Origin of the sequence: Escherichia sp. AM3, assembly GCF_032029835.1 — a bacterium.
In the GTDB taxonomy this organism is placed as follows: domain Bacteria; phylum Pseudomonadota; class Gammaproteobacteria; order Enterobacterales; family Enterobacteriaceae; genus Escherichia; species Escherichia coli.
Genome location: NZ_JAVUPQ010000029.1, coordinates 21,709 through 46,738, shown reverse-complemented (window position 1 = coordinate 46,738; position 25,030 = coordinate 21,709). Strand labels below are relative to the sequence as shown.

At 53.6% G+C, this 25,030-nt stretch carries 23 protein-coding genes and 1 pseudogene; 16 read left to right on the top strand and 8 right to left on the bottom strand.

The window, feature by feature from the left end:
- Positions 1-12 precede the first annotated feature (12 nt).
- The 5 genes from prfC (at position 13) to RTW80_RS12720 (ending at position 4,862) form a co-directional block, all read left to right on the top strand.
- Positions 13-1,602, top strand: coding sequence for a peptide chain release factor 3 (gene prfC, locus RTW80_RS12740; RefSeq protein WP_000175943.1), 1,590 nt, complete (start codon positions 13-15; stop codon positions 1,600-1,602).
- A gap of 392 nt (positions 1,603-1,994) precedes the next feature.
- Entirely contained in the window at positions 1,995-2,600 is a 606-nt protein-coding gene (osmY, locus tag RTW80_RS12735) for a molecular chaperone OsmY (protein ID WP_001295748.1), read from the top strand.
- Positions 2,601-2,726: 126 nt separating this feature from the next.
- Positions 2,727-2,888, top strand: a complete 162-nt coding sequence (locus RTW80_RS12730; protein ID WP_000490275.1) for a DUF1328 domain-containing protein — start codon at positions 2,727-2,729, stop codon at positions 2,886-2,888.
- A 121-nt stretch (positions 2,889-3,009) separates the two neighbouring features.
- Entirely contained in the window at positions 3,010-4,083 is a 1,074-nt protein-coding gene (locus RTW80_RS12725) for a patatin family protein (protein WP_001300357.1), read from the top strand.
- Positions 4,080-4,862, top strand: a complete 783-nt coding sequence (locus tag RTW80_RS12720) for a metal-dependent hydrolase (RefSeq protein WP_000563058.1) — start codon at positions 4,080-4,082, stop codon at positions 4,860-4,862. Before RTW80_RS12725 ends, RTW80_RS12720 begins: the two co-directional genes overlap by 4 nt.
- A 516-nt stretch (positions 4,863-5,378) precedes the next feature.
- Here RTW80_RS12720 and RTW80_RS12715 read toward each other — a convergent pair.
- Together RTW80_RS12715 and RTW80_RS12710 are read right to left on the bottom strand one after the other, a co-directional pair.
- The gene (locus tag RTW80_RS12715; protein WP_001088439.1) at positions 5,379-6,242 is read right to left on the bottom strand and encodes a YjjW family glycine radical enzyme activase; all 864 of its coding nucleotides are present in this window, start codon (positions 6,240-6,242) and stop codon (positions 5,379-5,381) included.
- Positions 6,214-7,764 (bottom strand): YjjI family glycine radical enzyme, encoded by a 1,551-nt coding sequence (locus tag RTW80_RS12710; protein WP_063119370.1) that lies wholly within the window; start codon positions 7,762-7,764, stop codon positions 6,214-6,216. Before RTW80_RS12710 ends, RTW80_RS12715 begins: the two co-directional genes overlap by 29 nt.
- 257 nt (positions 7,765-8,021) lie before the next feature.
- Between RTW80_RS12710 and deoC the strand changes: the two genes are divergently transcribed.
- The 4 genes from deoC (at position 8,022) to deoD (ending at position 12,324) form a co-directional block, all read left to right on the top strand.
- The gene (deoC, locus tag RTW80_RS12705; RefSeq protein WP_001295412.1) at positions 8,022-8,801 is read left to right on the top strand and encodes a deoxyribose-phosphate aldolase; all 780 of its coding nucleotides are present in this window, start codon (positions 8,022-8,024) and stop codon (positions 8,799-8,801) included.
- A 126-nt stretch (positions 8,802-8,927) separates the two neighbouring features.
- The gene (deoA, locus tag RTW80_RS12700) at positions 8,928-10,250 is read left to right on the top strand and encodes a thymidine phosphorylase (RefSeq protein ID WP_000477811.1); all 1,323 of its coding nucleotides are present in this window, start codon (positions 8,928-8,930) and stop codon (positions 10,248-10,250) included.
- 51 nt (positions 10,251-10,301) lie between these two features.
- Positions 10,302-11,525 carry a phosphopentomutase gene (gene deoB, locus RTW80_RS12695; protein WP_000816471.1) on the top strand — a complete coding sequence of 408 codons (1,224 nt, stop codon included), beginning with the start codon at positions 10,302-10,304 and terminating at the stop codon, positions 11,523-11,525.
- Between the two features lie 79 nt (positions 11,526-11,604).
- Entirely contained in the window at positions 11,605-12,324 is a 720-nt protein-coding gene (gene deoD, locus RTW80_RS12690) for a purine-nucleoside phosphorylase (RefSeq protein ID WP_000224879.1), read from the top strand.
- Between the two features lie 159 nt (positions 12,325-12,483).
- On the opposite strand, the gene RTW80_RS12685 is transcribed toward deoD, so the two are convergent.
- From RTW80_RS12685 to RTW80_RS12675, 3 genes are read right to left on the bottom strand one after another with little or no spacing between them, the layout of a single operon-like run.
- Complete coding sequence (locus RTW80_RS12685) at positions 12,484-12,747, bottom strand: helix-turn-helix domain-containing protein (RefSeq protein ID WP_000566150.1); 264 nt, start codon at positions 12,745-12,747, stop codon at positions 12,484-12,486.
- A 31-nt stretch (positions 12,748-12,778) separates the two neighbouring features.
- The gene (lplA, locus tag RTW80_RS12680; protein ID WP_000105862.1) at positions 12,779-13,795 is read right to left on the bottom strand and encodes a lipoate--protein ligase LplA; all 1,017 of its coding nucleotides are present in this window, start codon (positions 13,793-13,795) and stop codon (positions 12,779-12,781) included.
- A 27-nt stretch (positions 13,796-13,822) separates the two neighbouring features.
- Positions 13,823-14,467 carry a YtjB family periplasmic protein gene (locus RTW80_RS12675; RefSeq protein WP_000124615.1) on the bottom strand — a complete coding sequence of 215 codons (645 nt, stop codon included), beginning with the start codon at positions 14,465-14,467 and terminating at the stop codon, positions 13,823-13,825.
- Between the two features lie 105 nt (positions 14,468-14,572).
- On the opposite strand from RTW80_RS12675, the gene serB reads away from it, so the two are divergent.
- The 4 genes and pseudogenes from serB to nadS form a co-directional block, all read left to right on the top strand.
- Entirely contained in the window at positions 14,573-15,541 is a 969-nt protein-coding gene (serB, locus tag RTW80_RS12670; protein ID WP_001132955.1) for a phosphoserine phosphatase, read from the top strand.
- A 48-nt stretch (positions 15,542-15,589) separates the two neighbouring features.
- A complete protein-coding gene (gene radA, locus RTW80_RS12665) occupies positions 15,590-16,972 on the top strand; it encodes a DNA repair protein RadA (protein ID WP_001029698.1) in 1,383 nt (460 codons plus the stop codon).
- A 20-nt stretch (positions 16,973-16,992) separates the two neighbouring features.
- Positions 16,993-18,225 (top strand): multifunctional transcriptional regulator/nicotinamide-nucleotide adenylyltransferase/ribosylnicotinamide kinase NadR, encoded by a 1,233-nt coding sequence (gene nadR / locus RTW80_RS12660; RefSeq protein ID WP_000093807.1) that lies wholly within the window; start codon positions 16,993-16,995, stop codon positions 18,223-18,225.
- A 38-nt stretch (positions 18,226-18,263) separates the two neighbouring features.
- A pseudogene (gene nadS / locus RTW80_RS12655) lies at positions 18,264-18,371 on the top strand (NadS family protein); the annotation flags it as partial.
- Positions 18,372-18,531: 160 nt separating this feature from the next.
- Here nadS and ettA read toward each other — a convergent pair.
- Positions 18,532-20,199, bottom strand: coding sequence for an energy-dependent translational throttle protein EttA (gene ettA, locus RTW80_RS12650; protein ID WP_000046749.1), 1,668 nt, complete (start codon positions 20,197-20,199; stop codon positions 18,532-18,534).
- A gap of 211 nt (positions 20,200-20,410) precedes the next feature.
- Between ettA and sltY the strand changes: the two genes are divergently transcribed.
- Positions 20,411-22,348, top strand: coding sequence for a murein transglycosylase (gene sltY, locus RTW80_RS12645; protein WP_000409456.1), 1,938 nt, complete (start codon positions 20,411-20,413; stop codon positions 22,346-22,348).
- A gap of 89 nt (positions 22,349-22,437) precedes the next feature.
- Positions 22,438-22,764, top strand: a complete 327-nt coding sequence (gene trpR / locus RTW80_RS12640) for a trp operon repressor (RefSeq protein WP_000068679.1) — start codon at positions 22,438-22,440, stop codon at positions 22,762-22,764.
- An 84-nt stretch (positions 22,765-22,848) separates the two neighbouring features.
- Here trpR and yjjX read toward each other — a convergent pair whose 3' ends face one another.
- Complete coding sequence (gene yjjX, locus RTW80_RS12635) at positions 22,849-23,370, bottom strand: inosine/xanthosine triphosphatase (RefSeq protein ID WP_001341279.1); 522 nt, start codon at positions 23,368-23,370, stop codon at positions 22,849-22,851.
- A 51-nt stretch (positions 23,371-23,421) separates the two neighbouring features.
- Between yjjX and gpmB the strand changes: the two genes are divergently transcribed.
- Positions 23,422-24,069: a 2,3-diphosphoglycerate-dependent phosphoglycerate mutase GpmB gene (gene gpmB, locus RTW80_RS12630; RefSeq protein ID WP_000942344.1), complete on the top strand. Its 648-nt coding sequence runs from the start codon at positions 23,422-23,424 to the stop codon at positions 24,067-24,069.
- Here the strand turns inward: gpmB and robA are convergent.
- Positions 24,066-24,935 carry an MDR efflux pump AcrAB transcriptional activator RobA gene (gene robA, locus RTW80_RS12625; RefSeq protein ID WP_000371666.1) on the bottom strand — a complete coding sequence of 290 codons (870 nt, stop codon included), beginning with the start codon at positions 24,933-24,935 and terminating at the stop codon, positions 24,066-24,068. The two genes, gpmB and robA, sit on opposite strands and share 4 nt — an antisense overlap.
- Between the last annotated feature and the right edge of the window lie 95 nt (positions 24,936-25,030).

Here is a 25,030-nt window from a genome sequence, read left to right as displayed (position 1 = left end):
GAAGAAAGAATTATGACGTTGTCTCCTTATTTGCAAGAGGTGGCGAAGCGCCGCACTTTTGCCATTATTTCTCACCCGGATGCCGGTAAGACTACCATCACCGAGAAGGTGCTGCTGTTCGGACAGGCCATTCAGACCGCCGGTACAGTAAAAGGCCGTGGTTCCAACCAGCACGCTAAGTCGGACTGGATGGAGATGGAAAAGCAGCGTGGGATCTCCATTACTACGTCTGTGATGCAGTTTCCGTATCACGATTGCCTGGTTAACCTGCTCGACACCCCGGGGCACGAAGACTTCTCGGAAGATACCTATCGTACCCTGACGGCGGTGGACTGCTGCCTGATGGTTATCGACGCTGCAAAAGGTGTTGAAGATCGTACCCGTAAGCTGATGGAAGTTACCCGTCTGCGCGACACGCCGATCCTCACCTTTATGAACAAACTTGACCGTGATATCCGCGACCCGATGGAACTGCTCGATGAAGTTGAGAACGAGCTGAAAATCGGCTGCGCACCGATCACCTGGCCGATCGGCTGCGGCAAGCTGTTTAAAGGCGTTTACCACCTTTATAAAGACGAAACCTATCTCTATCAGAGCGGTAAAGGCCACACCATTCAGGAAGTCCGCATTGTTAAAGGGCTGAATAACCCGGATCTCGATGCAGCGGTCGGTGAAGATCTGGCACAGCAGCTGCGTGACGAACTGGAACTGGTGAAAGGCGCGTCTAATGAGTTCGACAAAGAGCTGTTCCTTGCGGGCGAAATCACTCCGGTATTCTTCGGTACTGCGCTGGGTAACTTCGGTGTCGATCATATGCTGGATGGCCTGGTGGAGTGGGCTCCTGCGCCGATGCCGCGTCAGACTGATACCCGTACCGTAGAGGCGAGCGAAGACAAATTTACCGGCTTCGTATTTAAAATTCAGGCCAACATGGACCCGAAACACCGCGACCGCGTGGCGTTTATGCGCGTAGTATCCGGTAAATATGAAAAAGGCATGAAGCTGCGCCAGGTGCGTACTGCGAAAGATGTGGTTATCTCCGACGCGCTGACCTTTATGGCAGGTGACCGTTCGCACGTTGAAGAAGCATATCCGGGCGATATCCTCGGCCTGCACAACCACGGCACCATTCAGATTGGCGACACCTTTACCCAGGGTGAGATGATGAAGTTCACCGGTATTCCGAACTTCGCGCCAGAACTGTTCCGTCGCATCCGCCTGAAAGATCCGCTGAAGCAAAAACAGCTGCTCAAAGGGCTGGTACAGCTTTCCGAAGAGGGCGCGGTGCAGGTGTTCCGTCCAATCTCCAACAACGATCTGATCGTTGGTGCGGTTGGTGTGCTGCAGTTTGATGTGGTGGTATCGCGCCTGAAGAGCGAATACAACGTTGAAGCAGTATATGAATCAGTCAACGTTGCCACCGCCCGCTGGGTAGAATGTGCAGACGCGAAGAAATTCGAAGAGTTCAAGCGTAAGAACGAAAGCCAACTGGCGCTTGATGGCGGCGATAACCTCGCTTACATCGCTACCAGCATGGTCAACCTGCGCCTGGCGCAGGAACGTTATCCGGACGTTCAGTTCCACCAGACCCGCGAGCATTAATTCTTGCCTCCAGGGCGCGGTAGCCGCTGCGCCCTGTCAATTTCCCTTCCTTATTAGCCGCTTACGGAATGTTCTTAAAACATTCACTTTTGCTTATGTTTTCGATGATATCCCGAGCGGTTTCAAAATTGTGATCTATATTTAACAAAGTAATGACATTTCTGACGGCGTTAAATACCGTTCAATGCGTAGATATCAGTATCTAAAGCCGTAGATTGTCATTCTACCGATATTAATAACTGATTCAGAGGCTGTAATGGTCGTTATTCATCACCCATCGCTTTTGTGATGGCGACCATTGACTTCTGTAGAGGGTGAAGTCTCTCCCTATTCAGCAATGCAACCTCGTGTTGCCAGGCTCAAATTACGAGCAAACTTACAGGAATAAATCGATGACTATGACAAGACTGAAGATTTCGAAAACTCTGCTGGCTGTAATGTTGACCTCTGCCGTCGCGACAGGCTCTGCCTACGCGGAAAACAACGCGCAGACTACCAATGAAAGCGCAGGGCAAAAAGTCGATAGCTCTATGAATAAAGTCGGTAATTTCATGGATGACAGCGCCATCACCGCGAAAGTGAAGGCGGCCCTGGTGGATCATGACAACATCAAGAGCACCGATATCTCTGTCAAAACCGATCAAAAAGTCGTGACCCTGAGCGGTTTCGTTGAAAGCCAGGCTCAGGCCGAAGAGGCAGTGAAAGTGGCGAAAGGCGTTGAAGGGGTGACCTCTGTCAGCGACAAACTGCACGTTCGCGACGCTAAAGAAGGCTCTGTGAAGGGCTACGCGGGTGACACCGCCACCACCAGTGAAATCAAAGCCAAACTGCTGGCGGACGATATCGTCCCTTCCCGTCATGTGAAAGTTGAAACCACCGACGGCGTGGTTCAGCTCTCCGGTACCGTCGATTCCCAGGCACAGAGCGACCGTGCTGAAAGTATCGCCAAAGCGGTAGATGGTGTGAAAAGCGTTAAAAATGATCTGAAAACTAAGTAATTCGTCGTAATTCGTCCTCCCGAACTTTGTCGGGAGGCGCGATGTGCACCACACTAAAAATATCGCATTGAGTGATTTTCACGCTCATATCAAGCGGTGACATTAACTATGGTAAAGGAGACGCTTATGTTTCGTTGGGGCATCATATTTCTGGTTATCGCGTTAATCGCCGCCGCACTTGGGTTTGGTGGTCTGGCCGGTACCGCTGCAGGCGCAGCTAAAATTGTCTTTGTCGTCGGGATTATTCTGTTCCTGGTGAGTTTGTTCATGGGCCGAAAACGACCCTAGATTTCAGACCATTAAGAAAATTTTATCCAAAGCCAGTCCAGCGGACTGGCTTTTGCGGTTTTAGCGAATAATAAATTGCGTTACTTTGTCATTCTTTCACAACAAAAACAGGAAGGCAGAGGTGGGGCAGCGAATACCTGTAACGCTTGGTAATATTGCGCCGTTGTCGCTAAGGCCGTTCCAGCCTGGACGAATAGCTCTGGTGTGCGAAGGCGGCGGACAGCGTGGAATTTTCACGGCTGGCGTGCTGGATGAGTTTATGCGCGCGCAGTTTAATCCTTTCGATCTTTATCTCGGCACATCTGCCGGGGCGCAGAACCTCTCGGCGTTTATCTGCAATCAGCCCGGTTACGCGCGCAAAGTCATCATGTGCTATACCACAAAACGCGAATTTTTCGATCCATTGCGCTTTGTCCGTGGAGGAAATCTTATCGATCTCGACTGGCTGGTGGAGGCCACCGCAAGCCAGATGCCGTTGCAAATGGATACCGCCGCGCGGTTGTTTGACAGCGGCAAATCGTTTTATATGTGTGCCTGTCGTCAGGATGACTACGCGCCTAATTACTTTTTACCAACCAAACAAAACTGGCTGGATGTGATTCGCGCCTCCAGTGCGATACCTGGCTTTTATCGTAGCGGAGTGTCGCTGGAAGGCATTAACTACCTGGATGGCGGGATCAGTGATGCGATTCCGGTTAAAGAGGCGGCAAGGCAGGGCGCTAAAACGTTGGTCGTCATCCGCACTGTGCCGTCACAAATGTACTACACGCCGCAGTGGTTCAAACGCATGGAACGCTGGCTGGGTGACAGTAGCCTGCAGCCGCTGGTCAATCTGGTGCAGCATCATGAAACCAGCTATCGTGACATTCAGCAATTTATTGAGAAACCACCGGGCAAGCTGCGGATATTCGAAATTTATCCACCGAAACCATTACATAGTATCGCGCTTGGCAGTCGGATTCCGGCGCTGCGTGAAGACTATAAACTTGGGCGTTTATGCGGTCGTTATTTCCTCGCCACGGTTGGCAAGCTATTAACTGAAAAAGCGCCGCTTACCCGCCATCTGGTGCCAGTGGTGACGCCGGAATCGATCGTTATTCCGCCTGCGCCAGTCGCCAACGATACGCTGGTTGCCGAAGTGAGCGATGCTCCGCAGGCGAACGACCCGACATTTAACAATGAGGATCTGGCTTGATTTGCCGTTTTATCGATACCCACTGCCATTTTGATTTCCCGCCGTTTAGTGGCGATGAAGAGGCCAGCCTGCAACGCGCGGCACAAGCGGGCGTAGGCAAGATCATTGTTCCGGCGACAGAGGCGGAAAATTTTGCCCGCGTGCAGGCGTTAGCGGAAAAATATCAACCGCTGTATGCCGCATTGGGGTTGCATCCGGGGATGTTGGAAAAACATAGCGATGTGTCTCTTGATCAGCTACAGCAGGCGCTGGAAAGGCGTCCGGCGAAGGTGGTGGCGGTGGGGGAGATCGGTCTGGATCTCTTCGGCGACGATCCGCAATTTGAGAGGCAGCAGTGGTTACTCGACGAACAGCTGAAACTGGCGAAACGCTACGATCTGCCGGTGATCCTTCATTCCCGGCGTACACACGACAAACTGGCGATGCATCTTAAACGTCACGATTTACCGTGCACTGGCGTGGTTCACGGTTTTTCCGGCAGCCTGCAACAGGCCGAGCGGTTTGTACAGCTGGGCTACAAAATCGGCGTAGGCGGTACTATCACCTATCCACGCGCCAGTAAAACCCGCGATGTCATCGCAAAATTACCGCTGGCATCGTTGTTGCTGGAAACCGACGCGCCGGATATGCCGCTCAACGGCTTTCAGGGGCAGCCTAACCGACCGGAACAGGCTGTGCGGGTGTTTGACGTGCTTTGCGAGTTGCGCCCGGAACCAGAAGATGAGATTGCCGAAGTGTTGCTTAATAATACGTATGCGTTGTTTAGCGTTAGTGGGTAGTTTACCCTTCGTAGGCAGCATCCGGCAGTCGGCGCATAATGCCTGATGCGACGCTTGTCGCGTCTTATCATGCCTACAGGTTTGTGCCGAACCGTAGGCCGGATAAGGCGTTCACGCCGTATCCGGCAGTTGGCGCACAATGCCTGATGCGACGCTTGACGCGTCTTATCATGCCTACAAGTCTGTGCCGAACCGTAGGCCGGATAAGGCGTTTACGCCGCATCCGGCAGTTGGCGCACAATGCCTGATGCGACGCTTGTCGCGTCTTATCATGCCTACAAGTCTGTGCCGAACCGTAGGCCGGATAAGGCGTTCACGCCGCATCCGGCAGTCGGCGCATAATGCCTGATGCGACGCTTGTCGCGTCTTATCAGGCCTACAGGTTTGTGCCGAACCGTAGGCCGGATAAGGCGTTCACGCCGCATCCGGCAGTTGGCGCACAATGCCTGATGCGACGCTGGACGCGTCTTATCATGCCTACAAGTCTGTGCCGAACCGTAGGCCGCATCCGGCATGTCACAAATACAGCGCCGGAAATATCAACCGGCCCACCCCGCGCACCTTTAATGCATCAGCCAACGGCTCAACGTCTTCCGGCGTGGCGCTCGCCCAGCTTTGCGCCTCGCCATACACGCCGTGGGCATGAAACGCGTTCAGGCGTACCGGAACATCGCCAAGTCCCTTGATAAACGCCGCCAGTTCTTCGATGTGTTGCAAATAATCCACCTGGCCAGGGATTACCAGCAAACGCAGTTCCGCCAGCTTGCCGCGCTCTGCCAGCAAACAGATGCTGCGCTTAATCTGCTGATTATCGCGTCCGGTTAATTGTTGATGACATTCGCTACCCCATGCTTTGAGATCGAGCATTGCGCCGTCACACACCGGGAGTAATTTTTCCCAGCCGGTTTCGCTCAACATGCCGTTACTGTCCACCAGACAGGTGAGATGGCGCAGTTGCGGATCGTTTTTGATAGCAGTAAACAGCGCCACTACAAACGGCAGTTGGGTCGTGGCTTCGCCGCCGCTTACCGTTATCCCTTCAATAAACAGCACCGCTTTGCGGACATGGCTAAGCACTTCGTCCACGCTCATGGATTGCGCCATCGGCGTGGCATGTTGCGGACACCTCTTCAGGCAGGTATCACACTGCTCGCAGACCGCAGCGTTCCACACCACTTTGCCGTCAACAATCTGCAACGCCTGATGCGGACACTGTGGCACGCACTCTCCGCAATGATTACAGCGCCCCATCGTCCACGGATTGTGACAGTTTTTGCAGCGCAGATTGCAGCCCTGCAAAAACAGAGCCAGACGACTGCCTGGCCCGTCAACGCAGGAGAAGGGGATAATCTTACTGACTAAAGCGCATCTGCTGTTCATGGCTTATCACGCGCGGCTGGCGTTCCAGAATACGAGTGTTGCGTGCGGCTTCTTCGCCCAGCCAGGTGGTGTTGGTGCGTGAACCTTCGGCGCGATATTTTTCTAAATCCGACAAACGCACCATATAACCGGTAACGCGAACCAGATCGTTACCGCTGACATTGGCGGTAAATTCACGCATTCCGGCTTTAAAGGCACCGAGGCAAAGCTGTACCAGCGCCTGCGGATTACGTTTGATGGTTTCGTCGAGCGTCAGAATGTCGCTGATGCCGGAATAATAATAAGCATGATGCGGGGCGACAGTTTGCAGATGGGTGATCGGATCTGGCTCATCGCCATAGGGTAAACGCGCGCCCGGCGTGGTGCCGATATCGGAACTGATCCCCGACTGTGCGTGTAACATGGCGCGTTTTTGCCAGCCATATTTCACGGGGGTATTGGCGACAAACTCCGCCAGTTGCGCGCTGATGCGATAACCCACTTCATTTGCGGCGGCTTCTTTACCGTAGCGCGCGGCAATCCCTTCTTTCTCACACAGCAAGTTAACCGCTTCCGCCAGCCCATACATGCCAAACATTGGCACAAAACGTTCAGGGTTAATCAGCCCTTCTTTCACCAGGAAGCTATTCTCAAAGAAGTGTGATTGTTGATAGAGGAATTCACACCGCGCATCGATGATGGCGATCTGCTGCTGGCAGTAGTGCGGTAGAGTGCGCGTAAAGAAGTCATCCAGCGATTCGCTGCGCTCGGCAATGGCTTTCAGGTTAAGGCGTACCAGCGTGCTGCCACCACCCGCCAGCGGCAGTGAGTTGTAACAGCTCACAATCCCGTAGCCCCCTTTTGTGAAAATTTTATCATGCACCGGACCGTTGGCGATGTGCGGTTTGCTACATTCACAGATGTTCTTCGCCACTTCCAGCAGTAGGTCATCAGGGGTGATTTCAGGATCGTAGATAAAGGTCAGGTTCGGTGAAACCTGCTTCAACTCTGCGTCTGCACGTAAGATTGCACGGGTAATGGGCGAATCAGACGGGCCGATATTGGCGTGCATAAAGGCGTCTGGCAGGGTTCTGTCGAGGTAACGCCAGAAACGTTTTATTCGAATATCGATCTCGTCTTGTGTTAGAATTCTAACATACGGTTGCAACAACGCATCCAGTTGCCCCAGGTAGACCGGCATCGATGTGACCGACGGTACGTGGTGGTAAAGAATGGTCAGCAGAGAGAGTGCGTCATCAAGATCTTTCGCGCCTTCCAGCTCCAGCCATTCGGAACCGTTCGCCAGAAAACGGGCGTAATCGGGTAAGACATAGCGCGGTTTGTACGGCGCATGACCTTCAAACATATCGCAGATTACACCCTCATCCAGCGCACGGCGGGCTTCGGCAGGCAGCTGCGGATAAGGCCGATTGTTTTCTGCTTCAAGTGCCAGAAAATGGCGCTTCTGCTCCGGGCTAAGCACTGGGCTGGTGACAATTTGCTGGCAACGTTGTTGCAGTGCATTTTCATCAGAAGTGGGCATCTTCTTTTCCTTTTATGCCGAAGGTGATGCGCCATTGTAAGAAGTTTCGTGATGTTCACTTTGATCCTGATGCGTTTGCCACCACTGACGCATTCATTTGAAAGTGAATTATTTGAACCAGATCGCATTACAGTGATGCAAACTTGTAAGTAGATTTCCTTAATTGTGATGTATATCGAAGTGTGTTGCGGAGTAGATGTTAGAATACTAACAAACTCGCAAGGTGAATTTTATTGGCGACAAGCCAGGAGAATGAAATGACTGATCTGAAAGCAAGCAGCCTGCGTGCACTGAAATTGATGGACCTGACCACCCTGAATGACGACGACACCGACGAGAAAGTAATTGCTCTGTGTCATCAGGCCAAAACTCCGGTCGGCAATACCGCCGCTATCTGTATCTATCCTCGCTTTATCCCGATTGCTCGCAAAACGCTGAAAGAGCAGGGCACCCCGGAAATCCGAATCGCTACGGTAACCAACTTCCCACACGGTAACGATGACATCGAAATCGCGCTGGCAGAAACCCGTGCGGCAATCGCCTACGGTGCAGATGAAGTTGACGTTGTGTTCCCGTACCGCGCGCTGATGGCGGGTAACGAGCAGGTTGGTTTTGACCTGGTGAAAGCCTGTAAAGAGGCTTGCGCGGCAGCGAATGTACTGCTGAAAGTGATCATCGAAACCGGCGAACTGAAAGACGAAGCGCTGATCCGTAAAGCGTCTGAAATCTCCATCAAAGCGGGTGCGGACTTCATCAAAACCTCTACCGGTAAAGTGGCTGTGAACGCGACGCCGGAAAGCGCGCGCATCATGATGGAAGTGATCCGTGATATGGGCGTAGAAAAAACCGTTGGTTTCAAACCGGCGGGCGGCGTGCGTACTGCGGAAGATGCGCAGAAATATCTCGCCATCGCAGATGAACTGTTCGGTGCTGACTGGGCTGATGCGCGTCACTACCGCTTTGGTGCTTCCAGCCTGCTGGCAAGCCTGCTGAAAGCGCTGGGCCACGGCGACGGTAAGAGCGCCAGCAGCTACTAAGTAAGATGCTTTACGCCTGATGCGCTGCGCTTATCAGGCCTACGAGACGTATCTACCCGTAGGCCGGATAAGGCGTAGACGCATCCGGCAAAAGCCGCCTCATACTCTTTTCCTCGGGAGGTTACCTTGTTTCTCGCACAAGAAATTATTCGTAAAAAACGTGATGGTCATGCGCTAAGCGATGAAGAAATTCGTTTCTTTATCAACGGTATTCGCGACAACACTATCTCCGAAGGGCAGATTGCCGCCCTCGCGATGACCATTTTCTTCCACGATATGACAATGCCTGAGCGTGTCTCGCTGACCATGGCGATGCGAGATTCAGGAACCGTTCTCGACTGGAAAAGCCTGCATCTGAATGGCCCGATTGTTGATAAACACTCCACCGGCGGCGTCGGCGATGTGACTTCGCTGATGTTGGGGCCGATGGTCGCAGCCTGCGGCGGCTATATTCCGATGATCTCCGGTCGCGGCCTCGGTCATACTGGCGGTACGCTCGACAAACTGGAATCCATCCCTGGCTTCGACATTTTCCCGGATGACAACCGTTTCCGCGAAATTATTAAAGACGTCGGCGTGGCGATTATCGGTCAGACCAGCTCACTGGCTCCGGCGGATAAACGTTTCTACGCGACCCGTGATATTACCGCAACCGTGGACTCCATCCCGCTGATCACCGCCTCTATTCTGGCGAAGAAACTGGCGGAAGGTCTGGACGCGCTGGTGATGGACGTGAAAGTGGGTAGCGGCGCGTTTATGCCGACCTACGAACTCTCTGAAGCCCTTGCCGAAGCGATTGTTGGCGTGGCTAACGGCGCTGGCGTGCGCACCACCGCGCTGCTCACCGACATGAATCAGGTACTGGCCTCCAGTGCAGGTAACGCGGTTGAAGTTCGTGAAGCGGTGCAGTTCCTGACGGGTGAATATCGTAACCCGCGTCTGTTTGATGTCACGATGGCGCTGTGCGTGGAGATGCTGATCTCCGGCAAACTGGCGAAAGATGACGCCGAAGCGCGCGCGAAATTGCAGGCGGTGCTGGACAACGGTAAAGCGGCAGAAGTCTTTGGTCGTATGGTAGCGGCACAAAAAGGCCCGACCGACTTCGTTGAGAACTACGCGAAGTATCTGCCGACAGCGATGCTGACGAAAGCAGTCTATGCTGATACCGAAGGTTTTGTCAGTGAAATGGATACCCGCGCGCTGGGGATGGCAGTGGTTGCAATGGGCGGCGGTCGTCGTCAGGCATCTGACACCATTGATTACAGCGTCGGCTTTACTGATATGGCGCGTTTGGGCGACCAGGTAGACGGTCAGCGTCCGCTGGCGGTTATCCACGCGAAAGACGAAAACAGCTGGCAGGAAGCGGCGAAAGCGGTGAAAGCGGCAATTAAACTTGCCGATAAAGCACCGGAAAGCACACCAACTGTCTATCGCCGTATCAGCGAATAACGGTATACTGATCTGATCATTTAAATTTGAAGCACTGAGTACGGAGAACATATGAAACGTGCATTTATTATGGTGCTGGACTCATTCGGCATCGGCGCTACAGAAGATGCAGAACGCTTTGGTGACGTCGGGGCTGACACCTTGGGTCATATCGCAGAAGCTTGTGCCAAAGGCGAAGCTGATAACGGTCGTAAAGGCCCGCTCAATCTGCCAAATCTGACCCGTCTGGGGCTGGCGAAAGCACACGAAGGTTCTACCGGTTTCATTCCGGCGGGAATGGACGGCAACGCTGAAGTTATCGGCGCGTACGCATGGGCGCACGAAATGTCATCCGGTAAAGATACCCCGTCTGGTCACTGGGAAATCGCCGGTGTCCCGGTTCTGTTTGAGTGGGGATATTTCTCCGATCACGAAAACAGCTTCCCGCAAGAGCTGCTGGATAAACTGGTCGAACGCGCTAATCTGCCGGGTTACCTCGGTAACTGCCACTCTTCCGGTACGGTCATTCTGGATCAGCTGGGCGAAGAGCACATGAAAACCGGCAAGCCGATTTTCTATACCTCCGCTGACTCCGTGTTCCAGATTGCCTGCCATGAAGAAACTTTCGGTCTGGATAAACTCTACGAACTGTGCGAAATCGCCCGTGAAGAGCTGACCAACGGCGGCTACAACATCGGACGTGTTATCGCTCGTCCGTTTATCGGTGACAAAGCCGGTAACTTCCAGCGTACCGGTAACCGTCACGACCTGGCTGTTGAGCCGCCAGCACCGACCGTGCTGCAGAAACTGGTTGATGAAAAACACGGTCAGGTGGTTTCTGTCGGTAAAATTGCAGACATCTACGCCAACTGCGGTATCACCAAGAAAGTGAAAGCAACTGGCCTGGACGCGCTGTTTGACGCCACCATCAAAGAGATGAAAGAAGCGGGTGATAACACCATCGTCTTCACCAACTTCGTTGACTTCGACTCTTCCTGGGGCCACCGTCGCGACGTCGCCGGTTATGCTGCGGGTCTGGAGCTGTTCGACCGCCGTCTGCCGGAGCTGATGTCTTTGCTGCGCGATGACGACATCCTGATCCTCACTGCTGACCACGGTTGTGATCCGACCTGGACCGGTACTGACCACACGCGTGAACACATTCCGGTACTGGTTTACGGCCCGAAAGTAAAACCGGGTTCACTGGGTCACCGTGAAACCTTCGCGGATATCGGCCAGACTCTGGCAAAATATTTTGGTACTTCTGATATGGAATATGGCAAAGCCATGTTCTGATAATGGGTGCGGCTTGATGCCCTCACCCCGGCCCTCTCCCACAGGGAGAGGGTGAAAACATGTTGATAAGGATAAAACAATGGCTACCCCACACATTAATGCAGAAATGGGCGATTTCGCTGACGTAGTTTTGATGCCAGGCGACCCGCTGCGTGCGAAGTATATTGCTGAAACTTTCCTTGAAGATGCCCGTGAAGTGAACAACGTTCGCGGTATGCTGGGCTTCACCGGTACTTACAAAGGCCGCAAAATTTCCGTAATGGGTCACGGTATGGGTATCCCGTCCTGCTCCATCTACACCAAAGAACTGATCACCGATTTCGGCGTAAAGAAAATTATCCGCGTAGGCTCCTGTGGCGCTGTTCTGCCGCACGTAAAACTGCGCGACGTCGTTATCGGTATGGGTGCCTGCACCGATTCCAAAGTTAACCGTATCCGTTTTAAAGACCATGACTTTGCCGCTATCGCTGACTTTGACATGGTGCGTAACGCGGTAGACGCGGCTAAAGCACTGGGCGTTGATGCTCGCGTTGGTAACCTGTTCTCCGCTGACCTGTTCTACTCTCCGGACGGCGAAATGTTCGACGTGATGGAAAAATACGGCATCCTCGGCGTGGAAATGGAAGCGGCTGGTATCTACGGCGTCGCTGCAGAATTTGGCGCGAAAGCCCTGACCATCTGCACCGTGTCTGACCACATCCGCACTCACGAGCAGACCACTGCCGCTGAGCGTCAGACCACCTTCAACGACATGATCAAAATCGCACTGGAATCCGTTCTGCTGGGCGATAAAGAGTAATTGTGTTTCGCTGAAAGGCGATTGTCGTGTTAAGCCGGAGTGGGAGACTGCTCCGGCTTTTAGTATCTATTCATCAATAGCAACTGATTTATAGATTTACTATTATTTTTCATATAGATAAAAAATAAAATACATTCAAGTATCTATTCACGAATCTATTCATTTATGTTCAGCCGTCATCCAGGAAGGGCATATCAGCAACTCTGGTGGACAACCATAAATTTCTGCCATTTTGCTTTTGATGTTTGAGCTAAGCCGTTCCGTCTTTTCGATCTGTTTTAGAGAATTAATCGAGATACCTAACATTTTACTTACTTCAGCAAGCGATAATTTATGCCTGATACGCACGGCGGCTAGCCAGGAAATACGCTGGCTGAACATTAAATTGATAATCTCCCGTTCCTGGTTTTCCAGATCGATCATATTTCCTTCCCTGGATATTTTAATCAGCGAGTTACCTTACCGCCCCCGCTATCCACGTCGACAACTTCCGTAGCTCTTTTTCCTGGTCCGGGAAGTCAACCAACAGCGCTTCGCACTCTTGTTGCAGCATATCCGCGCGGTACAGGCAGCCTTGCAGTCGCCCGGCGAGGGCTTCCAGCGGCGCGGGGTTGAGGCTGTCGGTAAACACCTGGGCGCGGGTGATATGGCCTTTTTCAACGTCGAAATGCAGTTCCACGCCGCCCCAGCTAAAGCGTTCATCCAGCAGATGCGAGAATGCCGGAGCCTGACCGAAGTTCCATTCCCAGCTACTCTGACGGGCAAAGGTTTCGGCGAAGTTTGGCAAGTCTGGCGTTTTGTCCGGGGAGATGATTTCCGCTTCTACACGCTCGCCATAATGGGCGAAAAAGGCCTTGGTTATGGCCTCGCAAACCTGCTCATGGGTGATCCCCGGCAGCAGCTCGGTGAGGTTGGTCACGCGGGAACGCACTGAGGTAATGCCTTTCGCCGCCAGTTTCTTTTTATCCGGATTGAGATAGTTTGCCAGGCGGCTAAGGTCGGCATTGAGCAGCAAGGTGCCGTGGTGGAAGCCACGATCTTTGGTTTCGCGATAGGCCGATCCTGAGACTTTGCGGTCGCCTTCGGCGGTTTTCACCACCAGATCGTTACGCCCGGACGCTTCGGCGCTGACGCCAAGCGCGTTCAGCGCATTGAGCACAATCGACGTGGAGATGGTTTTATCGTACTCCGGCTTGCCAGCCATAAAGGTAAAGCAGGTATTGCCGAGATCGTGGAACACCGCGCCGCCACCGCTACTGCGCCGTGCCAGGCGGACGTTATCTTCTTCCATCCGCCGGGTATTACACTCTTTCCACGGGTTCTGCGCGCGACCAATCACTACCGTGTCGGCATTGCGCCAGAGAAACAGAACGCGCTGCGTGGCGGGCATCTGGCGAAAAATACACTCCTCCACCGCCAGGTTAAACCACGGGTCGTAAGAGTCAGAGATGAGCAGGCGTAATGTGGACATAACGATTTCCTTTCTTGTAGTAATGGGTCACTCTTTTTTCTCGCTTTCTTCCTCTTCCGGCACCGGTTTGCTGGCGGTTAACAGGAAGGGCGATTGCTGCCAGCGGGTACGTTTACCCTGTAGCAGCGTGCGGGTCAGCACTACGCCGATTGCCAGTGAAAGCAGCAACATCAGGCGTAAAATGTTAGTGGTGTTATCCACCTGTTGGGCTTCGGTGGCGAGCGTATGGGTGTCGAGCGTCAGGCGCAGATAGCCGAGCGGTCCGTTTTTCCCGGCAATTGGTTCGACAATCTGCTGGTTAAAATAGCCGCCCGCTTTTTTACCGTCGAGCGCCAGCCGGTCGCGCACTTCGACGCTTTCGCCAGAACGGGCGATAAGATCGCCTTGTTCGTCATACACGCCCGCGTCGAGGATACGGCTTTCATCCGTTAACTGATCGAGGATCGCCTGAATGCGTTTTTCATCCGGCGAGTCGGTACGCATCAGCGGTGCAACGTTCAGCGTTACCTGACGCGCCAGGGTGCGGGCCAGTTCTTCCAGCTGTGGATTACGTTGTCGCTGGTGGTTTTGACTAAACCATGACGCTCCCTGCATCAGCGCCACTAACAAGGCAAGACAGAACAGGACAATCACTGCCCGATGCAGCCGGAATTTCAGTTTTGTGCGAGCCATCTTCCACCCTTTGAAAATTTGAGACTTAATGTTGCCAGAAGCAATGGATACAAGGTAGCCTCATGCGTTATTTTCCCTGCTTCGAACGATTTTACAGGAGCCTTAATGCCTAACATTACCTGGTGCGACCTGCCTGAAGATGTCTCTTTATGGCCGGGTCTGCCTCTTTCATTAAGTGGTGATGAAGTGATGCCACTGGATTACCACGCAGGTCGTAGCGGCTGGCTGCTGTATGGTCGTGGGCTGGATAAACAGCGTCTGACCCAATACCAGAGCAAACTGGGTGCGGCGATGGTGATTGTTGCCGCCTGGTGCGTGGAAGATTATCAGGTGATTCGTCTGGCAGGTTCACTCACCGCACGGGCTACGCGCCTGGCCCATGAAGCGCAACTGGATGTCGCCCCGCTGGGGAAAATCCCGCACCTGCGCACGCCGGGTTTGCTGGTGATGGACATGGATTCCACCGCCATCCAGATTGAATGTATTGATGAAATTGCCAAACTGGCCGGAACGGGCGAGATGGTGGCGGAAGTAACCGAACGGGCGATGCGCGGCGAACTCGATTTTACCGCCAGCCTGCGCAGCCGCGTGGCGACGCTGAAAGGCGCTGACGCCAATATTCTGCAACAGGTGCGTGAAAATCTGCCGCTGATGCCAGGCTTAACGCAACTGGTGCTCAAGCTGGAAACGCTGGGCTGGAAAGTGGCGATTGCCTCCGGCGGCTTTACTTTCTTTGCTGAATATCTGCGCGACAAGTTGCGCCTGACCGCCGTGGTAGCCAATGAACTGGAGATCATGGACGGTAAATTTACCGGCAATGTGATCGGCGACATCGTAGACGCGCAGTACAAAGCGAAAACTCTGACTCGCCTCGCGCAGGAGTATGAAATCCCGCTGGCGCAGACCGTGGCGATTGGCGATGGAGCCAATGACCTGCCGATGATCAAAGCGGCAGGGCTGGGGATTGCCTACCATGCCAAGCCAAAAGTGAATGAAAAGGCGGAAGTCACCATCCGTCACGCTGACCTGATGGGGGTATTCTGCATCCTCTCAGGCAGCCTGAATCAGAAGTAATTGCTCGCCCGCCATCCTGCGGGCGGCACAGCATTAACGAGGTACACCGTGGCAAAAGCTCCAAAACGCGCCTTTGTTTGTAATGAATGCGGGGCCGATTATCCGCGCTGGCAGGGGCAGTGCAGTGCCTGTCATGCCTGGAACACCATCACCGAGGTGCGTCTTGCTGCGTCGCCAACGGTGGCGCGTAACGAGCGTCTCAGCGGCTATGCCGGTAGCGCCGGGGTGGCAAAAGTCCAGAAACTCTCCGATATCAGCCTTGAAGAGCTGCCGCGTTTTTCCACCGGATTTAAAGAGTTCGACCGCGTACTAGGCGGCGGCGTGGTGCCAGGAAGTGCCATTCTGATTGGCGGTAACCCTGGTGCGGGGAAATCCACGCTGTTGCTGCAAACGCTGTGCAAACTGGCCCAGCAGATGAAAACGCTGTATGTCACCGGCGAAGAGTCGCTGCAACAGGTGGCAATGCGCGCTCATCGCCTTGGCCTGCCGACTGACAATCTCAATATGTTGTCGGAAACCAGCATCGAGCAGATCTGCCTGATTGCCGAAGAAGAGCAACCGAAGCTGATGGTAATTGACTCGATCCAGGTGATGCATATGGCGGATGTACAGTCATCGCCTGGCAGCGTGGCGCAGGTGCGTGAAACGGCGGCTTATCTGACGCGCTTCGCCAAAACGCGCGGTGTGGCGATTGTCATGGTTGGGCACGTAACCAAAGATGGCTCGCTGGCTGGCCCTAAAGTGCTGGAACACTGTATCGACTGTTCGGTGCTTCTGGATGGTGATGCCGACTCCCGTTTTCGCACCTTGCGCAGCCATAAAAACCGCTTCGGCGCGGTGAATGAGCTGGGCGTCTTCGCGATGACCGAACAGGGGCTGCGTGAAGTCAGCAACCCTTCGGCAATTTTCTTAAGTCGCGGAGATGAAGTGACCTCCGGCAGCTCCGTGATGGTGGTGTGGGAAGGAACGCGTCCGTTGCTGGTGGAGATTCAGGCGCTGGTCGATCACTCGATGATGGCGAATCCGCGCCGCGTGGCAGTGGGGCTGGAACAAAACCGTCTGGCAATCCTGCTGGCTGTCTTGCACCGTCACGGTGGTCTGCAAATGGCCGATCAGGATGTATTTGTGAACGTGGTCGGCGGCGTGAAGGTAACCGAAACCAGTGCCGATTTAGCTTTACTGCTGGCGATGGTTTCCAGCCTGCGTGACAGACCGCTGCCACAGGATCTGGTGGTGTTTGGTGAAGTCGGGCTGGCAGGGGAGATCCGCCCGGTGCCCAGCGGTCAGGAACGAATTTCAGAAGCGGCGAAACACGGTTTTCGCCGGGCGATTGTTCCGGCGGCTAACGTACCGAAAAAAGCGCCGGAAGGGATGCAGATTTTTGGCGTTAAAAAACTCTCCGACGCGCTTAGCGTGTTCGACGACTTATAATGAGAGATACGGAGGGAGATATGTCGTCATTTGATTACCTGAAAACTGCCATCAAGCAACAGGGCTGCACGCTACAGCAGGTAGCTGATGCCAGCGGTATGACCAAAGGGTATTTAAGCCAGTTACTGAATGCCAAAATTAAAAGCCCCAGCGCGCAAAAGCTGGAGGCGTTGCACCGTTTTTTGGGGCTTGAATTTCCCCGACAGAAGAAAACCATTGGTGTCGTATTCGGTAAGTTCTACCCGCTGCATACCGGACATATCTACCTTATCCAGCGCGCCTGTAGCCAGGTTGACGAGCTGCATATCATTATGGGTTTTGACGATACCCGCGACCGCGCGTTGTTTGAAGACAGCGCCATGTCGCAGCAGCCCACGGTGCCGGATCGTCTGCGCTGGTTATTACAAACTTTTAAATATCAGAAAAATATTCGCATTCATGCTTTCAACGAAGAGGGCATGGAGCCGTATCCGCACGGCTGGGATGTGTGGAGCAACGGCATCAAAAAGTTTATGGCTGAAAAGGGGATTCAGCCGGACCTGATCTACACCTCGGAAGAAGCCGATGCGCCACAGTATATGGAACATCTGGGGATCGATACGGTGCTGGTCGATCCGAAACGTACCTTTATGAGTATCAGCGGTGCGCAGATCCGCGAAAACCCGTTCCGCTACTGGGAATATATTCCTACGGAAGTGAAGCCGTTCTTTGTACGTACCGTGGCGATCCTTGGTGGCGAGTCGAGCGGTAAATCCACCCTGGTAAACAAACTTGCCAATATCTTCAATACCACCAGTGCGTGGGAATATGGTCGCGATTATGTCTTTTCACACCTCGGCGGTGATGAGATCGCATTGCAGTATTCCGATTACGATAAAATCGCGCTGGGCCACGCACAATACATTGATTTTGCAGTGAAATATGCCAATAAAGTGGCGTTTATTGACACTGATTTTGTCACTACCCAGGCGTTCTGCAAAAAGTACGAAGGGCGTGAGCATCCGTTCGTACAGGCGTTGATTGATGAATACCGTTTCGATCTGGTGATCCTGCTGGAGAACAACACGCCGTGGGTGGCGGATGGTTTACGCAGCCTCGGCAGTTCGGTGGATCGCAAAGAGTTCCAGAACTTGCTGGCGGAGATGCTGGAAGAGAACAATATCGAATTCGTGCGGGTTGAAGAGGACGATTATGACAGCCGTTTCCTGCGCTGCGTGGAGCTGGTGCGGGAGATGATGGGGGAGCAGAGATAACCGCGATGAAACGGCTCAAAGGCGAGGTATAAAATAAGTTTTTTGATGAGTTGAAAACCTCTCTGGAAGAGGCTGTCGAGATTAAACAAGGTTTGAAAAAACCTGCACGGGTGACCCGCTACGAAATTGCGGATACTAAGGCTGTTGTAGGCCGGAAAAGGCGTTCACGCCGTATCCGGCATTCGGTGCTCAATGCCTGATGCGACGCTTACCGCGTCTTATCAGGCCTGGAGATTCACAACGTATTGAAATTTCTTGGTTTGTAGGCCGGATAAGGCGTTCACGCCGCATCCGACATTTTACGCATTACTTCGCAATACGCTTGTACTTGATACGCTTCGGCTCCAGTGCGTCTGCGCCCAGCGTGCGTTTCTTGTACTCTTCGTACTCAGTAAAGTTACCTTCGAAGAACTCAACTTTACCTTCATCCTGGTAGTCCAGGATGTGCGTGGCGATACGGTCGAGGAACCAACGGTCGTGCGAGATAACCATCGCACAGCCCGGGAACTCCAGCAGGGCGTTTTCCAGCGCGCGCAGGGTTTCGATATCCAGGTCGTTGGTTGGTTCGTCGAGCAGCAGCATGTTGCCGCCAACCTGCAGCAGCTTCGCCAGATGCAGACGACCGCGCTCACCACCGGAAAGTTCACCAACGCGTTTACCCTGATCAACCCCTTTAAAGTTAAAGCGGCCAACGTAGGCGCGGCTTGGCATCTCGGTGTTGCCGATCTTCATAATATCCAGCCCGCCGGAAACTTCTTCCCAAACGGTTTTGCTGTTATCCATTGAGTCACGGAACTGATCAACCGATGCCAGTTTCACCGTTTCACCTAAAGTGATGGTGCCGCTGTCCGGCTGTTCCTGACCAGAGATCATACGGAACAGGGTCGATTTACCCGCGCCGTTCGGACCGATGATCCCGACGATTGCCCCTTTCGGGATCGAGAAGCTCAGGTCATCAATCAGCAGGCGATCACCGTAGGATTTACGCAGGTTGCTGACTTCCAGCACTTTATCGCCCAGACGCGGTCCAGGTGGAATAAACAGTTCGTTGGTTTCGTTACGTTTCTGATATTCGGTGCTGTTCAGCTCTTCAAAGCGTGCCAGACGTGCTTTACCTTTCGACTGGCGGCCTTTAGTTCCCTGACGTACCCACTCCAGCTCTTTCTCGATCGACTTACGACGCGCCGCTTCTTGTGAAGCTTCCTGCGCCAGGCGCTGATCTTTCTGCTCCAGCCAGGAGGAGTAGTTGCCTTCCCACGGAATACCTTCACCGCGGTCAAGTTCGAGGATCCAGCCTGCAACGTTATCGAGGAAGTAACGGTCGTGGGTAATCGCCACCACGGTGCCCTCGAAGTCGTGCAGGAAGCGTTCCAGCCAGGCCACGGATTCGGCATCCAGGTGGTTGGTCGGTTCGTCGAGCAGCAGCATGTCTGGTTTTTCCAGCAGCAGGCGGCACAACGCTACGCGACGACGCTCACCACCGGAGAGGTTAGCGATTTTCGCGTCCCAGTCCGGCAGACGTAGCGCATCCGCCGCACGCTCCAGCTGTACGTTCAGGTTATGACCGTCGTGAGCCTGAATGATCTCTTCCAGACGGCCTTGTTCAGCGGCCAGCTTGTCAAAATCGGCATCCGGATCAGCGTACAGCGCATACACTTCATCCAGGCGTTTCAGGGCGTTAACCACTTCAGAAACCGCTTCTTCAATGGACTCACGCACGGTGTGTTCCGGGTTCAGCTGCGGTTCCTGCGGCAGGTAACCAATCTTGATGTCTGGCTGCGGACGCGCTTCACCTTCGATGTCTTTATCAATGCCCGCCATAATGCGCAGCAGGGTAGACTTACCCGCGCCGTTCAGACCCAGGACACCAATTTTTGCCCCAGGGAAGAAACTCAGAGAGATGTTTTTCAAAATATGACGTTTCGGCGGAACAACTTTGCCGACACGATGCATGGTATAAACGAATTGAGCCACGTTGGACTTCGCCTCTATGTTTATCGTGATGATGAGTTTTCAAAGGCGAAGTGTAGCCTTTTTCCCCGCCTAATCCCAGTTGGTCGATCACCTTCGCAGTAAAAGTTAAAAAAGTGTCCGTAACGTGGCGTAAACGGCAATGACTGGTTAGCATAAATCTATTACGCGGCATGACGCTGCATTGATGTATTTACACTTAGAGGATGCGCTTGTGGAAAAAGCCAAACAAGTTACCTGGCGGCTGTTGGCTGCCGGTGTCTGTCTGCTGACGGTCAGCAGCGTGGCGCGAGCCGACTCACTGGATGAGCAGCGTAGCCGTTACGCGCAAATCAAGCAGGCCTGGGATAATCGACAAATGGATGTGGTCGAACAAATGATGCCTGGACTGAAAGATTATCCACTTTATCCCTACCTGGAATACCGTCAGATCACCGATGACCTGATGAATCAACCGGCGGTGACGGTCACTAACTTTGTTCGCGCTAACCCCACGCTTCCTCCCGCTCGCACGCTGCAATCTCGTTTCGTCAATGAACTGGCGCGGCGTGAAGACTGGCGTGGCTTGTTAGCCTTTAGCCCGGAAAAGCCCGGAACTACCGAAGCGCAATGTAATTACTACTATGCAAAATGGAACACCGGGCAGAGTGAAGAAGCCTGGCAAGGGGCGAAAGAGCTGTGGCTAACCGGCAAGAGCCAGCCTAACGCCTGTGACAAGTTATTTAGTGTCTGGCGTGCGTCAGGTAAACAAGATCCGCTGGCGTATTTAGAGCGTATCCGTCTGGCGATGAAAGCGGGTAACACTGGCCTGGTAACAGTGCTGGCAGGGCAGATGCCTGCCGATTACCAGACTATCGCCTCGGCAATCATTTCACTGGCGAACAACCCTAATACGGTACTGACCTTCGCGCGTACAACCGGAGCGACCGATTTTACCCGTCAAATGGCGGCGGTGGCGTTTGCCAGTGTGGCGCGGCAGGATGCTGAAAATGCACGGCTGATGATCCCATCGCTTGCCCAGGCGCAGCAGCTTAATGAAGATCAGATTCAGGAGCTGCGCGATATCGTCGCTTGGCGTTTGATGGGCAACGATGTCACCGACGAGCAGGCGAAATGGCGCGATGACGCCATTATGCGCTCGCAATCTACTTCGCTTATTGAACGCCGTGTACGAATGGCGCTTGGCACCGGCGATCGTCGCGGCCTGAATACCTGGCTGGCGCGTTTGCCGATGGAGGCGAAAGAGAAAGATGAATGGCGTTACTGGCAGGCGGATTTACTGCTGGAACGCGGACGTGAAGCTGAAGCAAAAGAGATTTTGCATCAACTCATGCAACAGCGTGGTTTCTACCCGATGGTTGCTGCACAACGCATCGGCGAAGAGTATGAGCTGAAGATTGATAAAGCGCCGCAGAATGTTGACAGCGCCCTGACTCAGGGGTCGGAGATGGCGCGCGTGCGCGAGTTGATGTACTGGAATCTCGATAACACCGCGCGTAGCGAGTGGGCCAATCTGGTGAAGAGCAAGTCAAAAACAGAGCAGGCTCAACTGGCGCGGTATGCTTTCAACAACCAATGGTGGGATCTTAGCGTTCAGGCAACGATCGCCGGGAAGCTGTGGGATCATCTGGAAGAGCGATTCCCGCTGGCTTACAACGATCTTTTCAAACGTTACACCAGTGGGAAGGAGATCCCGCAAAGCTATGCGATGGCGATTGCCCGTCAGGAGAGCGCCTGGAATCCAAAAGTGAAATCACCGGTAGGGGCCAGCGGCCTGATGCAGATTATGCCTGGTACAGCGACCCATACGGTGAAGATGTTCTCTATTCCTGGTTATAGCAGCCCTGGGCAATTGCTGGATCCGGAAACGAATATCAACATTGGCACCAGTTATCTGCAATATGTTTATCAGCAGTTTGGCAATAACCGTATTTTCTCCTCAGCAGCTTATAACGCCGGACCAGGGCGGGTGCGAACCTGGCTTGGCAACAGCGCCGGGCGTATCGACGCAGTGGCATTTGTCGAGAGTATTCCGTTCTCCGAGACGCGTGGTTATGTAAAGAACGTGCTGGCTTATGACGCTTACTACCGCTATTTCATGGGGGATAAACCGACGTTGATGAGCGCCACGGAATGGGGACGTCGTTACTGATCCGCCCGTTTATGATATGCTATCGTACTCTTTAGCGAGTACAACCGGGGGAGGCATTTTGCTTCCCCCGCTAACAATGGCGACATATTATGGCCCAACAATCACCCTATTCAGCAGCGATGGCAGAACAGCGTCACCAGGAGTGGTTACGTTTTGTCGACCTGCTTAAGAATGCCTACCAAAACGATCTCCATTTACCGTTGTTAAACCTGATGCTGACGCCAGATGAGCGCGAAGCGTTGGGGACTCGCGTGCGTATTGTCGAAGAGCTGTTGCGCGGCGAAATGAGCCAGCGTGAGTTAAAAAATGAACTCGGCGCGGGCATCGCGACGATTACGCGTGGATCTAACAGCCTGAAAGCCGCGCCCGTTGAGCTGCGCCAGTGGCTGGAAGAGGTGTTGCTGAAAAGCGATTGATTTTGTAGGCCTGATAAGACGCGGCAGCGTCGCATCAGGCATCGTGCACCGAATGCCGGATGCGGCGTGAACGCCTTATCCGTCCTACAATGCCTGATATACGGCATTGTGAAACGGACTCAGCGCCAGGATCACCGCCTGGTGATAGACGCTGGCGCGAGTGAGTTTCCCGGCGGTAAACACGCCGATCGCCCCTTCCTTACGACCAATCTCATCAATACCGGTATAACGCGACATCACGGGACCAAGCGCCTCGCCTTCACGCACTTTTTCCAGAATCACCGCAGGCAACGGCAAAGTAGCCGAACGCGCCTCGCCGCGCTGGCTGGCGTTTTCAATCACCACCCAACTGAAAGTGCTGTCACCATCGATGCCAGCTTCAATCGCCACCCAAAAATCAGCCTCTGGAAGTAAACGGCGGGCATTTGCTACCCGATTTCGTGCGCCAGCGCGCGTTTCCTCACTGCCAAAGGGTTGTTCCGGTACACCGCTCTCGACGGCAACGGATGCAATATGGCAGGATCCTTCGCCGAAGATCTCGTGAAATGCCTGCAGAATGGCCTGAATTTTAGCGGGATTGGTGGTCGCACAGACAACTTGGTGCATAATCAGCATTACTCAGAAAATTAACGTTACAGCAGTATACGGAAAAAAAGCATGTTACAGGTATACCTAGTCCGCCACGGTGAAACGCAGTGGAACGCCGAGCGACGTATTCAGGGCCAGTCTGACAGCCCACTGACCGCCAAAGGTGAGCAACAGGCGATGCAGGTGGCAACCCGTGCCAAAGAGCTTGGCATTACGCATATTATCAGTAGCGATTTAGGACGCACCCGGCGTACGGCGGAAATCATCGCCCAGGCCTGCGGCTGTGACATCATCTTTGATTCTCGCCTGCGTGAATTAAACATGGGTGTGCTGGAAAAAAGACATATCGATTCTCTGACCGAAGAAGAAGAGAACTGGCGTCGGCAGCTGGTCAATGGCACCGTTGACGGGCGTATTCCTGAAGGCGAGTCAATGCAGGAGCTCAGCGATCGCGTCAATGCGGCACTGGAATCTTGCCGGGACTTACCGCAGGGAAGCCGACCGCTGCTGGTGAGTCATGGTATTGCACTGGGATGCCTGGTGAGTACGATTCTCGGATTACCAGCATGGGCAGAGCGCCGCTTACGTCTGCGTAACTGTTCTATTTCGCGCGTGGATTATCAGGAAAGCCTGTGGCTGGCGTCTGGCTGGGTCGTTGAAACCGCAGGGGACATCTCGCATCTGGACGCCCCTGCATTAGATGAGCTGCAGCGTTAACGGCGGATAGGAATCAGCAGTTCACAGCGCAGATTAATTGGGCGATCTCCCGCTTTGGCGTCTTCTGCCGGGTAGTATCGCTCAATATCCTGACCTTTACGGCGCGTCAGGTTGAGCATTGGCATGCACGTTCCGTATACCGTCAGGATAAACTCCTGCACGCCGGTTCCCAGACCTTCATAGGTAAACATCACATATTCGCCGCCCTGCAGCATCACCGGATGCCCCGTCAGTACATAGCCATCTGCCTGATCCTGGGCTAACGCGGTGGTATAGAATACCTCTTGTTCGTCGTCTTTATCCTGACTCGGACGCGTTTCATTCAGGCCGTAGAGCACTGGCGGAATGGTCGGCGCGTTGCCGAGAAAATCGTGCCAGAACTGATAACGCATTTCATGGCGGAAATCAGAGATTTGCTCCAGCGAACAGGAGTAGCTCTGGGTAACACCAATCAGCGGCGTATCTTCCAGGGTGACAAATTTATGCTCTGGCATAGTGAATTCACCCAGACGCAGCGGCGGGCGAATACCAAAGGCGCTCCATTCAGGAGAACGGCGGTAAAGTGCAGGAGTCTGGGCAAACTGCTTCTTGAATGCGCGGGTAAATGTCTGTTGAGAGTCGAAGCGGTATTGCAGCGCGATGTCCAGAATCGGACGCGCAGTCAGGCGTAGTGCGACCGCCGATTTCGACAAACGACGAGCACGAATATACGCGCCAATAGCATGGCCAGTGACATCTTTAAACATTCTCTGTAAGTGCCACTTGGAATAACCTGCTTTCGCCGCTACATTGTCGAGCGACAGGGGCTGATCCAGATGACCTTCCAGCCAGATTAAAAGGTCGCGAATAATGCCGGCCTGATCCATAAAATATCCTCATCCTTTCAACAACGAGCACCTGACATCAGGTAATTGGATAATAGCATTTTTTGCTGTTTTAGCATTCAGTGTTTTTTTCTTAG